Origin of the sequence: Spirosoma agri, assembly GCF_010747415.1 — a bacterium.
Taxonomy (GTDB): Bacteria; Bacteroidota; Bacteroidia; order Cytophagales; family Spirosomataceae; genus Spirosoma; species Spirosoma agri.
In genome coordinates, this window is the sequence record NZ_JAAGNZ010000001.1 from 1,826,779 (window position 1) to 1,843,890 (window position 17,112).

Genomic DNA, 17,112 nt, shown 5'->3' on the forward strand with positions numbered 1-17,112 from the left:
GAACCGTCCGGGGTTTCTTACTGGACTATTTAGGGCGTCCGCCGGCGGGTGCTGCCTGTTGCTGCTGGCCACCACCATCTCCTTCTCCTTTTACGTCGTCATTGCTAACGGAGCGGGATTTGCGTGGTTTATCCTCAAAGGTCATTTTGCCGATGCGGTAGGTGAACGTCAATTTCAGGTTCGAGTTGTACAGGTGATTCACGTTGACTTGCGACAGGACGGGTGTGTTCAGCGTGGTACGCATGATGACGCCATTGCCGACGAAGTTCTCAGCCGCCAGACCGATGCTACCCCGCTTGCTGGCCAGATCTTTCCGAACACCCAGCGAATACATGTAAAAGCTACCCATTGTTCCCTGCAATTGGGGGCTTGGTCCCCGGAAGAAGCTGAACAGCTGTGCACTCCAGCCTTTGTTCATCTGCAACTGACTCATCAACCGTCCACCAAGGCTAACGCCCGTATTGCTGATGGTGATCGATTTGCCGTCTGCGCCCTGTGTCAGCCCCTGCATATACACGTAGTAACTATCCAGACCGCCGTTGACGCTCCATTTTGACGTAATGCTGGTATTGAAAAAGATGTTGGCTCCAACGGTCCGCTGCACGCCAATGTTCTGATACGTCGTGATGATGGCCCCGGCAATTGAATCCGATGGGATCCGGATTTGTGTAATGGCGTTATTGGTCAGTCGGCCGAACAGCGCGGCATTGATGTACGTTTTCTTTATCGTCGAACTCATGCTCAGCTCCACGTTGTCGGTTAGTTCGGGACTCAGGTTCGGGTTGCCCACCATAATCATCTGTGGGTTGGCTGCGTTAACGTTTGGGTTCAGCTGTTGCAGACCGGGCCGCTGAATCCGCCGGTTGTAACCCGCTTTGAGGGTCGTGCCGCCTTTCAGACTCTTCGATACGTTGACGCTCGGAACCAGGTTGCTGTAGCTTGGAATGTTGAGGGGTTTGCTGGTACTCTGTTCCGTCACCTGGTTGGCAGTTATGCCGGTGTGTTCGTAGCGGGTTCCTACCTTGAACGTGAATTTGCTAGGCGTTACGTACGTGTACGAGATATAACCTGCGCCGATGTTCTGGCTATAAGCGAGTGATCCCGGTAAATTATTCGGATCATTGAGCAGGCTTCCGGTAGAGCTGCCGATCAGGTACTGATAGCGGCTGTCTACCTGCCGCATAATGGCTTTTCCCCCAAATTCGAGCAGCTGATTTTTCTTGATCGGGGTCTGGTAATCCGTCTGGAATGTCAGCTCTTTGTTGGTGTTGTTGTTCAGGTTCTGCTGACGACCCAGTAGCTCACCCGTCTGGCCCAGCAAATCCGCGTAGAAATTGTTGGTCAGACCGGTACGGCTGTACTGCGTTGAAATCGACCATTCCTGCTGCGGTTTAAACGTCCGGACATAGTCCAGATTCATATCGACCGAATTGGATAAATCTTTCCGGTCCACGTCGCGGTTGGTCATGCTCAGGAGTGAGTCCAGACTCGACGCGTTGCCGGAATAGGTGTTGGTGAACTGTTGTTGTTGCTGAACGAAATTGCGGGTTCCGTAACGAACATTGGCCGACAGCGACTGATTTTTAGCCAGATCATAATCGAAGCCCAGCGTGTACTGACCGAATACGGGTTTATCAAACGCTGTAGTCTGCTGGCTGGTGCGTTGCTGCTGCGTGCCAACCAGCGTCGTCTGATCCAGCGTCGAGGAGGCCCGGTTGTACATGGCCCGTCCAAAACCACCGAGACTGATGCCTAGTTTACCCTGCCGGTAGGAACCGTTCAGGCCGAGGTTCGATGCGCGTAGTCCGGCTCCGGCATCCACGTTCAGCGTCAGGCCGTGCAGCGTAATCTTTTTCGTTACGATGTTGATAATTCCGGCGGCTCCTTCGGCGTCGTATTTGGCCGATGGGCTGGTGATCACCTCCACCGTTTTGATCATATCGGCGGGAATCTGCTTGAGCGCATCGGCAACACTACTGGCGACGATCGTAGACGGTTTGTTATTGATCAGGACCCGAATGTTCTGACTACCCCGCAAGCTAACGTTGCCGTCCAGATCGACCGACAGCATCGGGACACGTTTCAGGACGTCGCTCGCATCACCGCCTTTTGAGGTCATATCTTTGTCGGCGTTGAAGACGAGCCGGTCCACTTTTTCTTCGATAAGGGCAGCCTGGCCCGTCACGACTACTTCGTTCAGCGTACGGATATCGGCGGGAAGCTTCACCGATCCCATATTGAGGACCGTGCCTTTGTCAATGGTAAAGGCTTGAGAGTCTTTATTTTTGTAGCCGATGAACGAGTATTGGAGCCGGTAGTTGCCCGGTGCTAGTTTGGTCATCGAGAAGTTTCCCTTGGCATCTGAGGTCGTACCGTCGATGGGTTTATTGGTTTTCGTGTTGATGAGCGCAATGGTCGCAAATTCGACGGGCTTACCGGAGGTCGAATCGACCAGCAGTCCCGTTATTTTGCCGTTGCCTTTTGGCGCATCTTCCGTTGTACCGGTAAACTCCGTTTTTTTACGTCGGTCATCTTGCCCCATACCCGGAGGGCCGCCCGGTCCACCACCCGGAGGACCAAATTGAGCGTAGGTTGTCCGGATCTCGGTCAGGCCACTCCAAAGGCCCAGTGTCAGCAGCAGAAACAGGAGTTGTTTACTCATGGCAGGTCATTGTTCGAATTGATTGTCCAAAACAACAGCTATTCCGGGAGGTGTAAAAATGGAATAGACTACGGCGGTGTATGTGCCGACAGATACCCTGTTTTTACCGATAGAACCAGATTGCGGGTTGACGGTCAGTTCGCTAGCCTATCTATCGACTGAAACGGGCCGATTATCGGGAAATTCGGGGTGCTCAGCGATTGCCGGACAATGTGTCTGCGTTTTCCCGTAAACTTGTAGCTTTCCTGATCCTGATGGCTGTCACTCGTTTTTCACGTCGCTACGTTACGCTGCTGATCCACATACTCGGCTGGGGCTTGCTGGGCTATCTGCTTTTCTTCACCCCGTCCTTTGGCTCAGACATCAAGCTACCCACCTTGTTTTGGGTCAGGCAGGGTATTTTTTTCTGCATGATGATTGGGGTTTTTTACCTGAATTCGCAGGTACTGGTTCCCCGGCTACTCATCCGTGACCAGACCAGCCGGTATTTACTGGCGCTGGTAGGCGTCATCCTTTTCGTCCTTTTTATCCTGGGTTGTCTTGAAAACTGGTTCAATCTGCCCATCCTTATGCACCAGGCGTTCCACCCGGATGGCAAAGGTCAACCTAAATATTACGGCTGGATTCAACCGGGGGTGTTTACGGTCCTGTTGGTATTGGGCATCAGTACGAGCATTACCCTGCTCCAGAAATGGCAGACCGACGCCAATCTCAGACTGGCGCTTGAACAGGCAAAAACAACGTCGGAACTCTCGTTCCTGAAAGCGCAGATCAATCCGCACTTCTTTTTTAACACGCTGAACAACATCTACGCCCTAACGTTGCTCGACATTGAAACCGCCCGCGAAGCATTGCACCGGCTCTCGCGTATGATGCGCTATGTGCTGTACGAAACTCAGTCGGGTACCACGCTCCTGAGCAAAGAAGTCTCGTTCGTGAGCGATTATATTCAACTGATGCAGCTTCGGCTCACCGATAAAGTAACCGTGACGCTCAGCTCGCCCAGTCCGATCCACGACCAGCCTATTGCGCCCATGATTCTGCTGCCGTTTGTGGAGAACGCGTTCAAACACGGCGTTAGCGCTTTGCATCCGAGTCGGATTCACATTGCCATTCAGCAACAGCAGAACAAGCTGTTGCTGGACGTTCAGAATACCCTGTTTATGGACAAAACCCCTTCGCTCGAAACGGGCAACGGCATTGGGCTGACCAATACCCGGCGACGGCTCGATCTGCTTTATCCCGATCACTATACGCTGCACATCGACGAGCAGACCCCCGCTGGCGAATACCATGTTCACCTGTCCCTCGACTTAGTATGACCCTGACCTGTATTGCTGTTGATGACGAACCGCTGGCCCTGGGCCTAGTTTGTGCATTTATCGAAAAAACACCCTTCTTGACGTTAGTGGGCCGGTATAGCAGTGCCGTTGAAGCCTTGCAGGGGTTGATGAACGGTCCGGTCGATGTTATTTTTCTGGACATCCAGATGCCGGATCTGACCGGACTGGAGCTGGCTCGTGTGCTGGAACGAAGCAACCGGAGCGCTCACACGACCCGGATCATCTTTACTACGGCGTTTGATCAGTTTGCGCTCGATGGTTTTCGGGTCGACGCGCTGGATTATTTATTGAAGCCCTTCAATTACGAGGAGTTCCTGCGGGCTGCCAGCAAGGCGCGTCAGTACTTTGAACTGGTGCACCGGGTCGAGCCAGCCGTTGCGGCTCCGATGATTGCCGCTCCCAAAGAGGAGTCGGAGGATTACCTGTTTCTGAAAGTAGAATACCAGCTGGTACGGATTCCTTACCGGGATATTTTGTATATCGAAGGGCTGAAAGATTACGTGAAAGTATACCGCCAGAGTGAACCCGATAAGCCCCTGCTGTCGCTAACGAGCCTAAAAGCACTCGAAGAGAAATTGCCCTCCAGTCAGTTTATGCGGATTCACCGATCGTTTATTATCGCCCTGGCGAGCATCAATGCCGTTACGCGAAACTCAGTACAGATCGGATCTACCCTGATTCCGGTCAGTGATCAGTACAAAGACGCTTTCGGTCAATTTATCAGCCGCTGGATGTAGCGCGTACCGGACAGTCGTTCGCATCGCGATTCACCACCAATCTGTCGTCGTCAACCAATACCCGTCGGTTTTTCTGTGTCAAATACTGGCGAGGGTTCTACTGGTTTGCCGATTAGCTGTCCCGAAAGATCGTAGTAAGCGTTATAGTACATTGACTTGGACTGGAACAAACTGTTTCCGACGGATCGTACCTGAATAGGGTTACCATCGACAACAAGCAGGAGCGGGTATTTTCGGCGAGCGGGCATTTCGTGTTCTTCGTTCGTTGATAGAATAGGTTACCGCCAACGCGAGTTTGCTTAACTTGACCGCGCTGTCAGCAACCAGCACAAAGGTCTTCCCTGGATGTTGCCAATAAAAACGCAATCGACCAGTAGCGGGCAAATACCGACAGGAAACGCGTTTCAATCGATTAAGCAAGCGTTAACTATCCATGTTTTGATGAATTTTGGTGGGAGTAGCATGAGGATAAACGTCATATTTGCGCTTTTGTATAAGCTGGCGGCTGAACGTAGTCTAGTATCTTGCAACCAGTATCCGATCAGCCAGTAATCGGCGTTACGTAACTAAATCTTGAATACGAATGAACGGTTTTACATGGAGTGCTTTAGTGCTGAGCCTGATGGCTGTACAGACGGCGATGGCCGATGTTCGCCTACCCAACGTATTCGGTTCGCACATGGTGTTGCAGCGACGGAAGCCGGTGCCGGTTTGGGGCTGGGCTGACCCCGGCGAAAAGGTGACGATCGCGTTCAATAACCAAACCAAATCGACAAAGGCGGGAACAGATGGAAAGTGGAAAATCGCGCTCGATCCAATGGAAGCGGGTGGACCTTTTCAACTGGTGGTGACGGGAAAGAAGACTAAGGTGGCATTCGACGATGTGCTGCTGGGTGAGGTTTGGGTTTGCTCCGGCCAATCGAATATGGAATGGCAGCTTCAATCGGCGGCCAACGGAAAAGAAGAGGTCAAAGCCGCGAACTACCCGAACATCCGCCATCTGATGGTGAACAAAGCAATCAGTTTGACGCCGAAAGACGACATAGAAGGTAACTGGACGGTTTGTAGTCCGCAAACAGCTGCCGTTTATACAGCTGTTGGTTATTATTTCGCCCAGCAACTGCAACACGAACTCAATGTGCCAATCGGCCTTATCAACACCACCTGGGGCGGAACCCATTCCGAAACCTGGACCAGTCGTGAAGCGTTAAACCAGAACGATGAACTCAGGCCGGTAGCGGGTAAACTGCCGAAAACCTACGAGGAGGTGATTGCGAGTGGACAGGAACGGACGCGACTGCTGCTGGAAAAGCAACAGGGTGGTTTGCCGACCGTCGCGCAGGAGCGTACCTGGTCCGATCCGACGCTCAACACCGATAAATGGAAGTCGATGAACCAGCCCGGTGATTGGGAGTGGGGCGGCCTGCCTACCCTCGACGGCATTGTCTGGTTTCGGCGCGAAGTCAACATACCGGATGGTGCGACGCTGAGCAAGGTAACGCTGCGTTTTGGGTCTATCGATGATAAGGATTCAACGTTCGTAAACGGGCAACTCGTTGGTAGTACAAAAGGCTTGCTACCTCGTTCGTACGCCATTCCTGATGGACTGCTCAAGCCGGGGCGGAATGTTATTGTGGTACGGGTTGTCGATGATAGTGGTGGGGGTGGTTTGGCCGGCAAGCCTGAAGATATAAAGCTGTCCGGCGAGAATCTGGACATTCCGCTGGCTGGTCAATGGAAGTACCGGGTGGCCCAGGTTTTCCCGTCGTCGTTCAAACCGGGACCGAATACCTACGCCACGCAATTGTTCAACGCCATGCTGAGCCCGCTGATTCCGTACGCAATCGAAGGGGTAATCTGGTATCAGGGCGAGTCGAATGCGGGTCGGGCCTACCAGTATCGGAAGGCGTTTCCGCTCATGATTCAGGACTGGCGGCAACGGTGGGGGAGTGATTTCCCGTTCCTGTTCGTACAGTTGGCCAGCTTTAACGCGGGTAACGGGGATAGCCAGCATGGGAGCAGTTGGGCCGAACTCCGCGAAGCGCAGACAATGACGCTTCAGCTACCCAATACGGGAATGGCCGTAACTGTTGACATTGGCGATCCGAACGATATTCACCCAAAGAACAAGCTTGATGTCGGAAAACGGCTCGCTGCCGAAGCCATGCGCGTAGCTTATTCAGGATCGGCTAAGGGCGAATCAGCGACGGGCGACGCGTCGCGCGGTCCTATGTTCGAGGGCGTGCGCGTTGATGGAAACAAGGCCGTTGTAACCTTCAAAAATGTTGGGTCGGGCCTGATGGTGAAAGACAGGTATGGCTACCTGAAAGGGTTTGAAGTTGCCGGGTCTGATCACCAATTTCACTACGCCAAAGCCGATATTCAGGGAAACACCGTTGTCGTTCACGCTGATTCCGTAACGTCGCCTGTTGCTGTGCGGTACGGTTGGGCCGATGATAATAGCGAGGCAAACCTCTATAACCAAGAGTCATTTCCGGCGGTACCCTTCCGCACCGACACCTGGAAAGGAATAACCGAAGCCGCTAAATTTGACGACAAGTAAACCAGGATTTATGGGATTTGATTGATTACTGTGATTTTGCTTACCGCTTCTTTGAAGCGTTTCTTTTACAAAATCACAGTAATCAATCAAATCCCATAAATCCTGCGGGGCCGCCCGGCGGTTCAGAATTAATGCTTCGATTCCTGTTTCCGCATCGGCATACCATCTATTGTGGTAAACAGATCTTTCGGGGAAACCGATTTATGATAGGTTTGCTTAACGCCACCGTCCTTGCCGATGAGCCAGCCAATGAATCCCTCTGATGGTACTAACTTATAGTCGTGCATCAGAAACTGGCGGTCGGGCTCCTGCAACTCAGACGCTACGATAACAAGAACATCCAGGTCGCGTTCGGCGAGTTCATCTTTCATTTCGTTGAGTGCTTCCTGCTGTTCAATGAGGTAATGCTGGGCGTCGTCACGGCCATACAGAAGCAACACGCGCCGATGGTCTTTCTTTTCGCTCAAAATCGCTTTGATCGATTTCTGCTGATTCGCTATACTTTCCATAATAGGGGTGAGTCCGGTTAATAGAACAATTAGAGTTAACAACCAATGGGTTTGCATAGTGTTTCGGGTAACGCAGCCGGGAAGCCGCCTTGTTTGGTACTCGGCGACTTTTCAATCGCGTTTTTATTCCAGATCTTCCGACCGCTCGAGCATCAGAATCGACGACTGAGGCACGATAACGTATTGATCGCCTTCGTACTGCAATTCGATCGCACTTCGTTGCAGATACAGCGCAAGGTCGCCCTCCTGCGCCTGCAAGGGCATGTATTTTACTTTCTCTTCCGTTTCTTTCCAGGGCTCATCGTCAACGGGATTCGGAATCGGATAACCGGGGCCCACCTTAATAACGTAGCCCGACTGGACTTGTTCCCGCTCCTGCACCGTTGGCGGCAGATACAGACCACTAACCGTACGATCAGAAGGGTCTTTAGGCTTGATCAGTACCCGGTCGCCTACCACGATCAGGCGTTTCAGTTTGTTATCGGCAGTAATATTAACCATGTCAAGTAAGTTGTCGAACGTGAATTGTTGTCTGTACTGGGGAGTAGCAACTTTGGGGCAAATGAAAAGAGAACGGACAAATTGACAGCTAGTTACCCCACCGGTTCTAATCAGCTTATCATAACGCGGGAGGAGTCCCGCGATTGTTAGTTAGCTATTCCGGGATTCCTCCCGCGTTACAACAAGGTCGTTTCGCTATGGAACCGGATCATATCCCTGACCGCCCCAGGGATGGCAGCGACCGATTCGTTTCAGACCCAGCCAGCCGCCCCGAATTGGCCCGTGTTTGCGAATAGCGTCAATCGCATACTGCGAACAGGTGGGTGTATAGCGACAGGCATTGGGAAAATAAGGCGAGATAGCGGCCTGATAAATCCTGACCAGCCCGATCAAAATGGATTTCATCATGCACCTGTAACACGAAAACGGTTAAAAACTTTCCCGCAATCTGTATCTTTGTCCGCCGTCGCTCCTTATCCATCGACGTTGACTCCGATTTGTTATGCTGCAATACGTGATTTGGGACGTTAATCCCGAAATTTTTCACATTGGTTCATTCTCAGTACGTTGGTATGGACTGCTCTTCGCGTTGGGTTTTCTGATCGGAATGCAGATAATGACCCACATCTTCAAAAAAGAAAACAAGCCCGTTGCCGATACCGATTCGCTCCTGATTTACATGGTCGTTTCCACCATTTTGGGTGCCCGGTTCGGCCATTTTCTGTTCTACGAACCTGAAGTAATTCTCAGAAACCCGCTCGAAGTGATTCTGCCGCCCTATCGAGGATTGGCCAGCCACGGTGCCATAGTCGGCATTCTGCTTGGTCTATGGCTATACTCGCGCCGGAAAGAAAGCCGTCTGACGAATCAAACGTATCTCTGGGTGGCCGATCGAATTGCGATCACCGTTGCGCTGGCCGGTGCCTGTATCCGGTTTGGTAACCTGATGAACTCCGAGATCGTTGGTCGGCCAACGGACGTTTCGTGGGCGTTTATCTTCCTGAATAACAGCGAATACGCCAAAATTCCCCGTCACCCGGCGCAGTTATACGAATCGATATCGTGTCTGGTGCTGTTCTTTTTCCTGTTCTGGTTCTGGAATCAGCACAAAGAACGAACTCCGCGTGGCAGTATGGTGGGCATTTTCTTTATCTGGGTATTCGGTCTGCGGTTTTTCTACGAATACCTGAAAGAAAACCAGGTTCCGTTCGAAGATCGCCTGCCACTGAACGTTGGTCAGATGCTGAGTATTCCTGCGGTGTTACTGGGTCTGTATTTTCTGGTGCGGAGTTACCGTACCCCAGTTGTACTGGCCGAACCGGACACCATGCCGAAGAAGATCAAATCGTAGCCTGCCAGACAAATACAACAAACGAGGAAGGGGCCAAACGGTCCCTTCTTCTGTTTGAGCCATTGAGCACTCGGTTCCGCCAACGATCGACACTTGACAGGGTAAGTCGTATAAAATCCCTCACGGCAGCGACCGATCGTATCCGGCCGCTGCCGTGAGGGAAAGTGTGGAAAATTGTCGCTTCAATGCAGGTGGAACCGGAAGACGTTGCATCTTTGGTCACCCATCGATTCACAACGCCCTGCTATGAGAACGTTGCTTCTACTTTTCTCCCTGATTGCTGTCACGTCTTTGGCACAAGTCGTCCCTGCCAGAGATGCCATAAAGGATAAAGCGTACCGCCGGGCCATTCAACAGGCCGAGCGATTTATTGATTCACTTCGGATCAGACAGGACATCCCCGGTATTTCGGTAGCCGTTGGAACCCACGATAAACTGCTCTGGGCCGAAGGATTTGGGTACGCCGATGTTGAAACTAAACTGCCCGTAACCGTGCTATCCCGGTTTCGGCTGGGATCAGTGTCGAAATCCGTTACGTCGCTGGCGGTTGGCAAACTGGTCGAAGAGGGGAAACTGGATCTGGATGCACCCGTTCAGCGATACGTTCCCGATTTTCCGCAGAAAAAGTATCCGATCACCAGCCGACAGCTGGCAACTCACACCGCCGGAATCCGTCATTACCGCGACGATGACCCTCTGAATTGCCTCCGGCGGTATAAAACGGTTACCGAAGGGTTGACGATTTTCAATAAGGATAGCCTGCTTTTTCAGCCGGGAACGGCCTATACTTACTCAACCTACGGCTATAATCTGCTGAGTGCCGCCATCGAAGGAGCCAGCCACATCGACTTTCTGACGTATCTACAGGCTGCGGTTTTCAACCCATTGGCTATGAGTCATACCAGTCCGGACTATAGCGACAGCATCGTTGTTGGCCGGGTACGATTCTACGAACATAGTCAGGGCCATCTGGTCAATGCCAATCAGGTTGACAACAGTTATAAATGGGCTGGTGGTGGCTTGTTGTCAACACCCTCCGATCTGGTCAGATTGGGCAGGGAGCTTATACAGCCTAAAGTGCTTACGAAAGAAACGGTGGCCCTGCTGTTCACTCCGCAGCTGTTGTTAGACGGGAAGAACACAAATTACGGCCTGGGCTGGCGAATCGGGACGGATAGCAAGGGACGGAAAATCTGCCATCATGGCGGAACGATAGACGGAGGTCGGGCTTTTCTACTAATTTTCCCTGACGACGATCTTGTTGTTGCCATTGCCGCCAACATGAGCGGTGTTACGATAAATTTACCTGAACTGGAACGGCTGGCCAACTATTTTCATGGCTCAGCGCATACCCGTTCAGCGACTGGAAACTAGCGAATCGATGAGAATCGATTGAAACAATAAACTTACAGACCCAATTCGGTCGATGGGTCCCAGAGTCGGGTTTTGAAGTCTACCACTCGGTCATCCTCGACTTTAACCCCTTCATCTTCGAGCAATTGCTGCATGATGGTTGGCCCACCGAAAAAATGCTTGCCGGTCAACACACCGACGCTATTGACAACGCGATGAGCCGGTACATCTGGGTGACTATGTGAGCCGTTCATGGCCCAGCCAACCATCCGGGCACCCGCGCGGAGGCTCAGGTAACGGGCGATGGAGCCATACGTTGTAACCCGTCCTTTCGGAACCAGCCGTACAACTTCATAAACCTCCTGGAAATAATCGCGCTGTTCGGGCATTGACCAATTTAGCTGACTGCGTACAAATCAGTCATTATTCCTTTTCTTCGATTGCTTTTGTCAACTGACCGTACCATTCTTCGCCATACGCACGCACCAACGCTTCACGCACAAACTTGTAGATCGGTACATTTAACTGTTCGCCGAACCCACAGGCGGGACTGCAAATTGGCCAGCGATCGTAGTTGAGCGCGTGGAACGATTCGTATTTAGTGACGCGAATCGGGTAAAGGTGGCACGAAATGGGTTTTTTCCAGTCGACTTTTCCGTCGTTATAGGCTTCTTCAATTCCGCATTTAAGAATACCCCGATCGTTCCAGGTGGCATAGACGCACTCCCGTCCGCTAACGGTGCTTGTCACGTAGCCACCGTCGCCATCGGGTTCGTAGCCACCCTGTTGCTCAATAACGCGAATACCTTCGGGCGAAAGATAGGGTTTCACATCGTTAAAAATCCGGTCCAGAATAGCCGGTTCATCCCCTTCGAGCGGAGCACCCATATCGCCCTCAACGCAACAGGCTCCTTTGCATTTGTCCAGGTTGCAGACGAAAAACTTTTCGGCAACATCGTCACTGATGCAGGTATTGTCAATCAGAATCATAGCAGTAACGCGGGTCAGAATCCGCTGTAATAGGTCAAACGCAGCGTTTGGCCGCGCCATCTGAAAACGTATTGTATCCGCAAAGCCGATCTTTGGATCGACTCCGCATGGGCGATCGTTTCAGTATGTAAAGATACACGCCTGCTGGCAAAGGTTCACCATGCCATCATCCATCAAATGATATCCGGTAGCCTGTTTTGTTGCGGTTGCGAAGCCGTCGGTGAATTAAAAAAAGCCACCCTACTCTGCGCAGAATGGCTTTTGTATCGAGAAACAAGTCAGAAATCGTACCTTATTTCTGGATTTTGATTCGCTGTCCTTCTTTGACTGTGTTATCGGTGAGGTTATTCCATGCCTGAATCTGCTCGATCGTTACACCGTATTGTTTTGAAATACGGAACATCGTTTCACCCTTGACCACGGTATGGTAGGTCACCGCTGATTTCGTCGGAGCGGCTTCACTCGTTTTTGAGGACTGTACCGCCCCACGACCCCCGGTCGATTTTACGATCAATTGCTGACCCGATTCCAGTACATTGCTCATGGTCAGGTTGTTCATGGCCAGCAGTTCGTCAACGGTCAGGCCATACAGTTTAGAAATGCTGTAGTAGGTCTGACCCCGCTCAACCGTGTGGGTAGACGCTGACTTATTAACTGAACTCGCAACTGCTGGGGCTGTCTTGGTTACCGGCGTAGCTGGTTTGGTCGACTCGACAGCCGCTGGTTTCGCGACCACAGGTTCCGGCGTGGGTGGCTTAACTGACTCGACAGCCATTGGCTTCGCAGCAACCGACGCTGCCCGTTCTGCTTTATCCTTATCGGCTTTAACAACGGCCGGAGCCGCTGAGCGTGATACCGGTGGTGCTGGCGGAGCGAACGTTCCATCGGCCTGTTGTTCCATCGGTCCTTCGTAACCGCTGCGCTCCGCTTGTGGAGCGGCCACTTTTTTGACCGGGCGATTGCTCGCGTATGTATCGGCTGGTCTAGTCGTTTTTATCGGCGTTTCATCTACCGGTGTCGTGCGGGCAGGCGTTTCTCGTTCCGGTGCAGTGGCTACGGGAACCGTCCGGTCGGGTTGCGACGAATCGGGTGTGCGGACAATCACCACGCGCTGTGAGCCATCGGACGTCGTGGTCCGGCTGGTTGTCGTCGGCACCGGGCGATCGACGGGAACCGAACTTTCAACCGAGCGGCTTGTGGTGGTGCGAACCGGTTCAGGCTGCGGAGCTGTTGCGGGTTCTGAGGTGCCATCATTGGGTGTAACCCCGCCATCGACCAATTTAGGCTGGTATTTTTTTCGCTCCGATGGGTTACGAGGAACGTTGTCCATGCCGTTCACGGGACGGCTCGATCCATCAGCAGTCCGATTAGCCACGGTTGCACCCGTCCGGGTGGGCGGGATCGGCGTCTGATCGTACACGGGCTGCGTGGGCGCATTGATGATCTCGATTGGTTTTTTGGCGGGGCGCCGTTCACGCAACCACATTACCCGACCCACCGCCAGTTTCTGTAGCCGGTCGAGCCGGTTGTAACGCATCAGCTTTTTCAGCCGTATGCCGTACCGCTGCGAAATACTGCGGGATGTTTCGTCCTGGCGCACCGTGTGAAAGGGGACGGGCGCTTTTTTCATTTTCTTGGCGAGGTAATAAATGTCGTTGACAATGATTACGTCCCCTTCGTTCATATCGTTGTAGCGCAGAAAACTGGACAGGCTGATCTTAGCCTTGCGCGCCAATGACGCACTGTTGTCGCCATTCTGCGCCTGAATACCCGGCAGGCCATTGATTTCGTAGAGAACAGGTTCATTCTTACTCGAACCCGTTGTTACCCGACGCAAAACCGGGAAGCCAACATCGGTCTGCACGAAGTCAGGAGTTTTCCGGCCACCAACTTTACCAATCCGTTGCCGAACGTCGTTGATCTGGTTATTGGCAACGGGGATGGCCATCACATACGCCTTATCCGTTGGCACCGATTCGCCCAGTATCCAGCGGTTGTATTTCCGCAGCTCAAGTTCGTCAACCCCTAACTCGTCGGCAATGGTCCGGAAGCTTTTTCCGCCCCCGTTGGCATATTCGATCAGGGCGAATTTGTTGCTTGCCTGATGGAATTTCAGGGCATTTTCAATCGCTAGCTTATGGGCAAAAAAGCGCAGAATGTACCGATCCGTGCGACCATCCAGCGCAATTTCGCGGGCATACGACCAGTCCGGCGGGATCAGTTTAGAAATGCCACCCGCGCCGAGGTAGTATGAATACAGCGACGCTACCCAGTTATTGAACTGGGTGTTGTTCTTTTTGAGGTATTTGGCGGCTCCTCGGGTAGAGGCCGTAATGCTCTTGCGCTCATCGATCTCGTCATCGACCCGCAGACCGTAATCGGTTGCCGTTTCGCGCTTGAATTGCCAGTAACCGACGGCCGTTGAGGAGGAAACGGCATCGGGAGTCAGTGAGCTTTCCTGCACCGCGAGGTATTTGAAATCCGTGGGCACGTCCTCGTCGATCATGATCGCTTCGATCATCGGAAAGTAAAGCGCAACCCGATCGAGTTTGGACGTCCAGTACTGATTGTTGGCCAATAGCGCATTGACATCCTGTTGCACGATACGCCGGGCATCGGGGTCCAGGCGGACCAGAATATCCGCAAAAGTTACCTGCTCGGGGACGACCGGCACCGAGACGGATTGGGCGCTTACCAGCAGACTGACAAGGGTGAATAGAAGGGTTAAAGAAGATGTTAGTTTCTGCATAAATCGTACCGCTTGAGCGGCTCATTTTGTCAAGTAATAGTCAGCGTTTGCGTATCATCATAATTCCGTCGCGGACGGGTAGCAGCACATTCTCAACGCGCGGATCAGCTTGGATTTTCTGATTAAAAGCCAGCACCGCCGATGTGTCCTGGTCCGATGCTTTGACCGGTTCAATAACCTTGCCACTCCATAGTACATTGTCCGCCAGGATGATGCCACCAGGTCGAATTTTATCGAAAATCAGGTCGAAGTACAGCGCGTTATTCCGCTTGTCGGCATCAATAAAGACCAGATCGAATGTCTCGTTGAGGGTCGGGATAAGGGTAGCCGCCTGACCAAGCCGGAAGTCAATTTTGGCCCCTAAAGGCGACTGCTGCCAATAGGAACGGGCAAAGCTTTCCAGTTCTTCGTTGTGATCGATGGTGATCAGTAGCCCGTCGTCGGTGAGCCCTTCGGCCAGGCAAAGGGCAGAATAACCGGTGTAAGTACCGATTTCGAGAACGCGCCGGGGCCGCATCATCCAGGAAAGCATCGATAGGAAACGGCCCTGCATATGTCCGGACAGCATCCGGGGGGCCATGACGTGAGCGCGGGTATTGCGATTGAGTTGACGCAGTAAATCGCTCTCGGGCGATGTGTGCGCTTCGGCGTAAGCGGTAAGATCGGGCGGCAAAAAATCCATTCGGCTGACTTAGCTATGTATGCGCTTCAAACGGGTAGCATAACTAATGGGCTGGTTTGAGTAAAAGTAGTATTTTTTAGGTAACGAACGTTCAAAAAGGTATCCTAGTACTAAAAAAGTGAGGATGTGATTGTAAGGTAGTTACTCCTCGAACGCAACTGCGCGGAGCCTGTCAATGGTAACGTATTGCAGTGCCCGTTCGTGTGTGCAGGCCAGCAATACGGGTGGAGCTACACCAGCTTCGTACGCTTCTCGCCAGCGCAAGGCACATAAACACCACCGATCACCGGGTTTCAAACCGGGAAAGTTGAACGCCGGACGGGGCGTCGACAGGTCGTTTCCCCGGCTTCGGGTAAACGTAAGAAACGCTTCGGTCATGATCGCGCAGATTACGTGGCGTCCCTGATCCTGCTCGTCGGTACGGCAAAAGCCGTCGCGGTAAAACCCGGTCATCGGGTTCGTGCAACAGCCCTCCAGTGGGTGGCCGAGGACATTGCGGGGTGTTTGATCGGTTGCCATCAGATGCGGTTTTTAGAGTCGATAAGAATGGTTACGGGGCCGTCATTGACCAGCGAAACCTGCATGTCGGCACCGAACTCGCCGGTCTGAATGGGTTTCCCTAAATCGGCTGACAATTGCGCAATCATGGATTCGTACAGCGGAATCGCTACTTCGGGACGGGCAGCGTCGATAAAACTGGGCCGGTTCCCTTTTTTTGTACTGGCGTGGAGCGTGAACTGGCTGATAAGCAGGATGTTCCCATCGACAGCTGTCAAGTCCAGATTCATTTTTCCTTCCGCATCACTGAAGATGCGCATACCAACAATCTTCTTGCTAAGCCAGTCAACATCGTCGCGGGTGTCGGCGTGAGCGATGCCTAACAGAATCATGAAACCCGTGTCAATCTGACCTTTAAGCTGGTTGGCGATCGTTACGGAAGCCTGAGAAACGCGTTGAATAACGGCGAGCATACGAAAAAGCGAGTGTATCGATTGGAAAAAGCCCGACCTGCTTTTACGCATAATCGGGCTTAAAAGTAATGACGAACTATCGGAAGTTGAGAAATATGTATCAATTCGGCTTTTTCCGGCTTATGAATACGCTCCTGAAACCAGGTGCAGAATCACAAGTGAAGCTTGCTTAGCTGACTGATCGGAACCGGTGCTGTCGGATTGAGTTGGTGAGGTTGTAAATTGAGTTTGAACCAAGTTACGTCGTGCCACGCGCCCATCTTGTAGCCGACGTTGGAATAGGTCCCGATTGGCTCGAAACCAAACGACTGGTGAAGGGCCTCGCTCTTTGGATTAGGCATCGTTATGCCCGCGTAGGCATTGTAATACCCCTGCTGACGCAGTAAATCGAATAGAGTTGTGTATAGCTGGCGGGCCATGCCTTTGCGCTGTCCGTCGGGATGAACATAAACCGACGTATCGACGGACCACTGATAGGCCGTCCGGTCGCGGTGGCGGGACGCGTAGGCATAACCAAGCACTTGCCCGTCGATCTCGGCAACCAGATAGGGATATTGCTCCTGAATCGTCCGAATACGTTCCGAAAGCTCGCTTATCGTTGGGGCCACATACTCAAACGTGATGACCGAGTCTTCGACATAAGGTGCATAAATGGCCAGAATGGCGGGGGCGTCGGTGAGTTTAGCGAAACGGATCGTCAT

17 protein-coding genes are annotated in these 17,112 nt (G+C 52.4%); 5 read left to right on the forward strand and 12 right to left on the reverse strand.

The genetic code is table 11. The features are described from left to right. Nucleotides 1-25 precede the first annotated feature (25 nt). Complete coding sequence (locus tag GK091_RS07495; protein ID WP_164035966.1) at nucleotides 26-2,662, reverse strand: TonB-dependent receptor domain-containing protein; 2,637 nt, start codon at nucleotides 2,660-2,662, stop codon at nucleotides 26-28. Nucleotides 2,663-2,916: 254 nt separating this feature from the next. Here GK091_RS07495 and GK091_RS07500 point away from each other — a divergent pair, with 254 nt between their 5' ends. Together GK091_RS07500 and GK091_RS07505 are read left to right on the forward strand one after the other, a co-directional pair. Next, nucleotides 2,917-3,984: a sensor histidine kinase gene (locus tag GK091_RS07500; RefSeq protein WP_164035967.1), complete on the forward strand. Its 1,068-nt coding sequence runs from the start codon at nucleotides 2,917-2,919 to the stop codon at nucleotides 3,982-3,984. Then, the gene (locus GK091_RS07505) at nucleotides 3,981-4,742 is read left to right on the forward strand and encodes a LytR/AlgR family response regulator transcription factor (protein WP_164035968.1); all 762 of its coding nucleotides are present in this window, start codon (nucleotides 3,981-3,983) and stop codon (nucleotides 4,740-4,742) included. Before GK091_RS07500 ends, GK091_RS07505 begins: the two co-directional genes overlap by 4 nt. A 50-nt stretch (nucleotides 4,743-4,792) precedes the next feature. Here GK091_RS07505 and GK091_RS07510 read toward each other — a convergent pair whose 3' ends face one another. Further along, nucleotides 4,793-4,990: a hypothetical protein gene (locus GK091_RS07510; RefSeq protein ID WP_164035969.1), complete on the reverse strand. Its 198-nt coding sequence runs from the start codon at nucleotides 4,988-4,990 to the stop codon at nucleotides 4,793-4,795. A gap of 335 nt (nucleotides 4,991-5,325) precedes the next feature. On the opposite strand from GK091_RS07510, the gene GK091_RS07515 reads away from it, so the two are divergent. Then, nucleotides 5,326-7,305, forward strand: a complete 1,980-nt coding sequence (locus GK091_RS07515) for a sialate O-acetylesterase (protein WP_164035970.1) — start codon at nucleotides 5,326-5,328, stop codon at nucleotides 7,303-7,305. Between the two features lie 128 nt (nucleotides 7,306-7,433). On the opposite strand, the gene GK091_RS07520 is transcribed toward GK091_RS07515, so the two are convergent. From GK091_RS07520 to yidD, 3 genes are all read right to left on the reverse strand, one after another. Then, nucleotides 7,434-7,814, reverse strand: coding sequence for a DUF4174 domain-containing protein (locus GK091_RS07520; RefSeq protein WP_246202164.1), 381 nt, complete (start codon nucleotides 7,812-7,814; stop codon nucleotides 7,434-7,436). Nucleotides 7,815-7,937: 123 nt separating this feature from the next. Further along, on the reverse strand, nucleotides 7,938-8,315 hold the full coding sequence (locus tag GK091_RS07525; RefSeq protein ID WP_164035972.1) for a co-chaperone GroES: 378 nt from the start codon (nucleotides 8,313-8,315) through the stop codon (nucleotides 7,938-7,940). A 195-nt stretch (nucleotides 8,316-8,510) separates the two neighbouring features. Further along, on the reverse strand, nucleotides 8,511-8,720 hold the full coding sequence (gene yidD, locus GK091_RS07530; RefSeq protein WP_164040635.1) for a membrane protein insertion efficiency factor YidD: 210 nt from the start codon (nucleotides 8,718-8,720) through the stop codon (nucleotides 8,511-8,513). A 97-nt stretch (nucleotides 8,721-8,817) separates the two neighbouring features. Here yidD and lgt point away from each other — a divergent pair, with 97 nt between their 5' ends. Together lgt and GK091_RS07540 are read left to right on the forward strand one after the other, a co-directional pair. Beyond that, nucleotides 8,818-9,666: a prolipoprotein diacylglyceryl transferase gene (gene lgt, locus GK091_RS07535; RefSeq protein ID WP_164035973.1), complete on the forward strand. Its 849-nt coding sequence runs from the start codon at nucleotides 8,818-8,820 to the stop codon at nucleotides 9,664-9,666. Nucleotides 9,667-9,912: 246 nt separating this feature from the next. Then, the gene (locus GK091_RS07540) at nucleotides 9,913-11,040 is read left to right on the forward strand and encodes a serine hydrolase domain-containing protein (protein ID WP_164035974.1); all 1,128 of its coding nucleotides are present in this window, start codon (nucleotides 9,913-9,915) and stop codon (nucleotides 11,038-11,040) included. A gap of 32 nt (nucleotides 11,041-11,072) precedes the next feature. Here GK091_RS07540 and GK091_RS07545 read toward each other — a convergent pair whose 3' ends face one another. The 7 genes from GK091_RS07545 to GK091_RS07575 form a co-directional block, all read right to left on the reverse strand. Further along, nucleotides 11,073-11,408: an MGMT family protein gene (locus GK091_RS07545; protein WP_164035975.1), complete on the reverse strand. Its 336-nt coding sequence runs from the start codon at nucleotides 11,406-11,408 to the stop codon at nucleotides 11,073-11,075. Between the two features lie 34 nt (nucleotides 11,409-11,442). Beyond that, the gene (locus GK091_RS07550; protein WP_164040636.1) at nucleotides 11,443-12,009 is read right to left on the reverse strand and encodes a DUF3109 family protein; all 567 of its coding nucleotides are present in this window, start codon (nucleotides 12,007-12,009) and stop codon (nucleotides 11,443-11,445) included. Between the two features lie 292 nt (nucleotides 12,010-12,301). Then, the gene (locus tag GK091_RS07555; protein WP_164035976.1) at nucleotides 12,302-14,758 is read right to left on the reverse strand and encodes a lytic transglycosylase domain-containing protein; all 2,457 of its coding nucleotides are present in this window, start codon (nucleotides 14,756-14,758) and stop codon (nucleotides 12,302-12,304) included. A gap of 40 nt (nucleotides 14,759-14,798) precedes the next feature. After that, nucleotides 14,799-15,440 (reverse strand): O-methyltransferase, encoded by a 642-nt coding sequence (locus GK091_RS07560; protein WP_164035977.1) that lies wholly within the window; start codon nucleotides 15,438-15,440, stop codon nucleotides 14,799-14,801. A gap of 141 nt (nucleotides 15,441-15,581) precedes the next feature. Beyond that, nucleotides 15,582-15,959 carry a DUF2237 family protein gene (locus tag GK091_RS07565; protein WP_164035978.1) on the reverse strand — a complete coding sequence of 126 codons (378 nt, stop codon included), beginning with the start codon at nucleotides 15,957-15,959 and terminating at the stop codon, nucleotides 15,582-15,584. Further along, nucleotides 15,959-16,411, reverse strand: a complete 453-nt coding sequence (gene dtd / locus GK091_RS07570; protein WP_164035979.1) for a D-aminoacyl-tRNA deacylase — start codon at nucleotides 16,409-16,411, stop codon at nucleotides 15,959-15,961. The genes GK091_RS07565 and dtd overlap by 1 nt, the downstream gene beginning before the upstream one ends. 152 nt (nucleotides 16,412-16,563) lie before the next feature. Continuing rightward, a complete protein-coding gene (locus GK091_RS07575; protein WP_164035980.1) occupies nucleotides 16,564-17,112 on the reverse strand; it encodes an arsinothricin resistance N-acetyltransferase ArsN1 family B in 549 nt (182 codons plus the stop codon).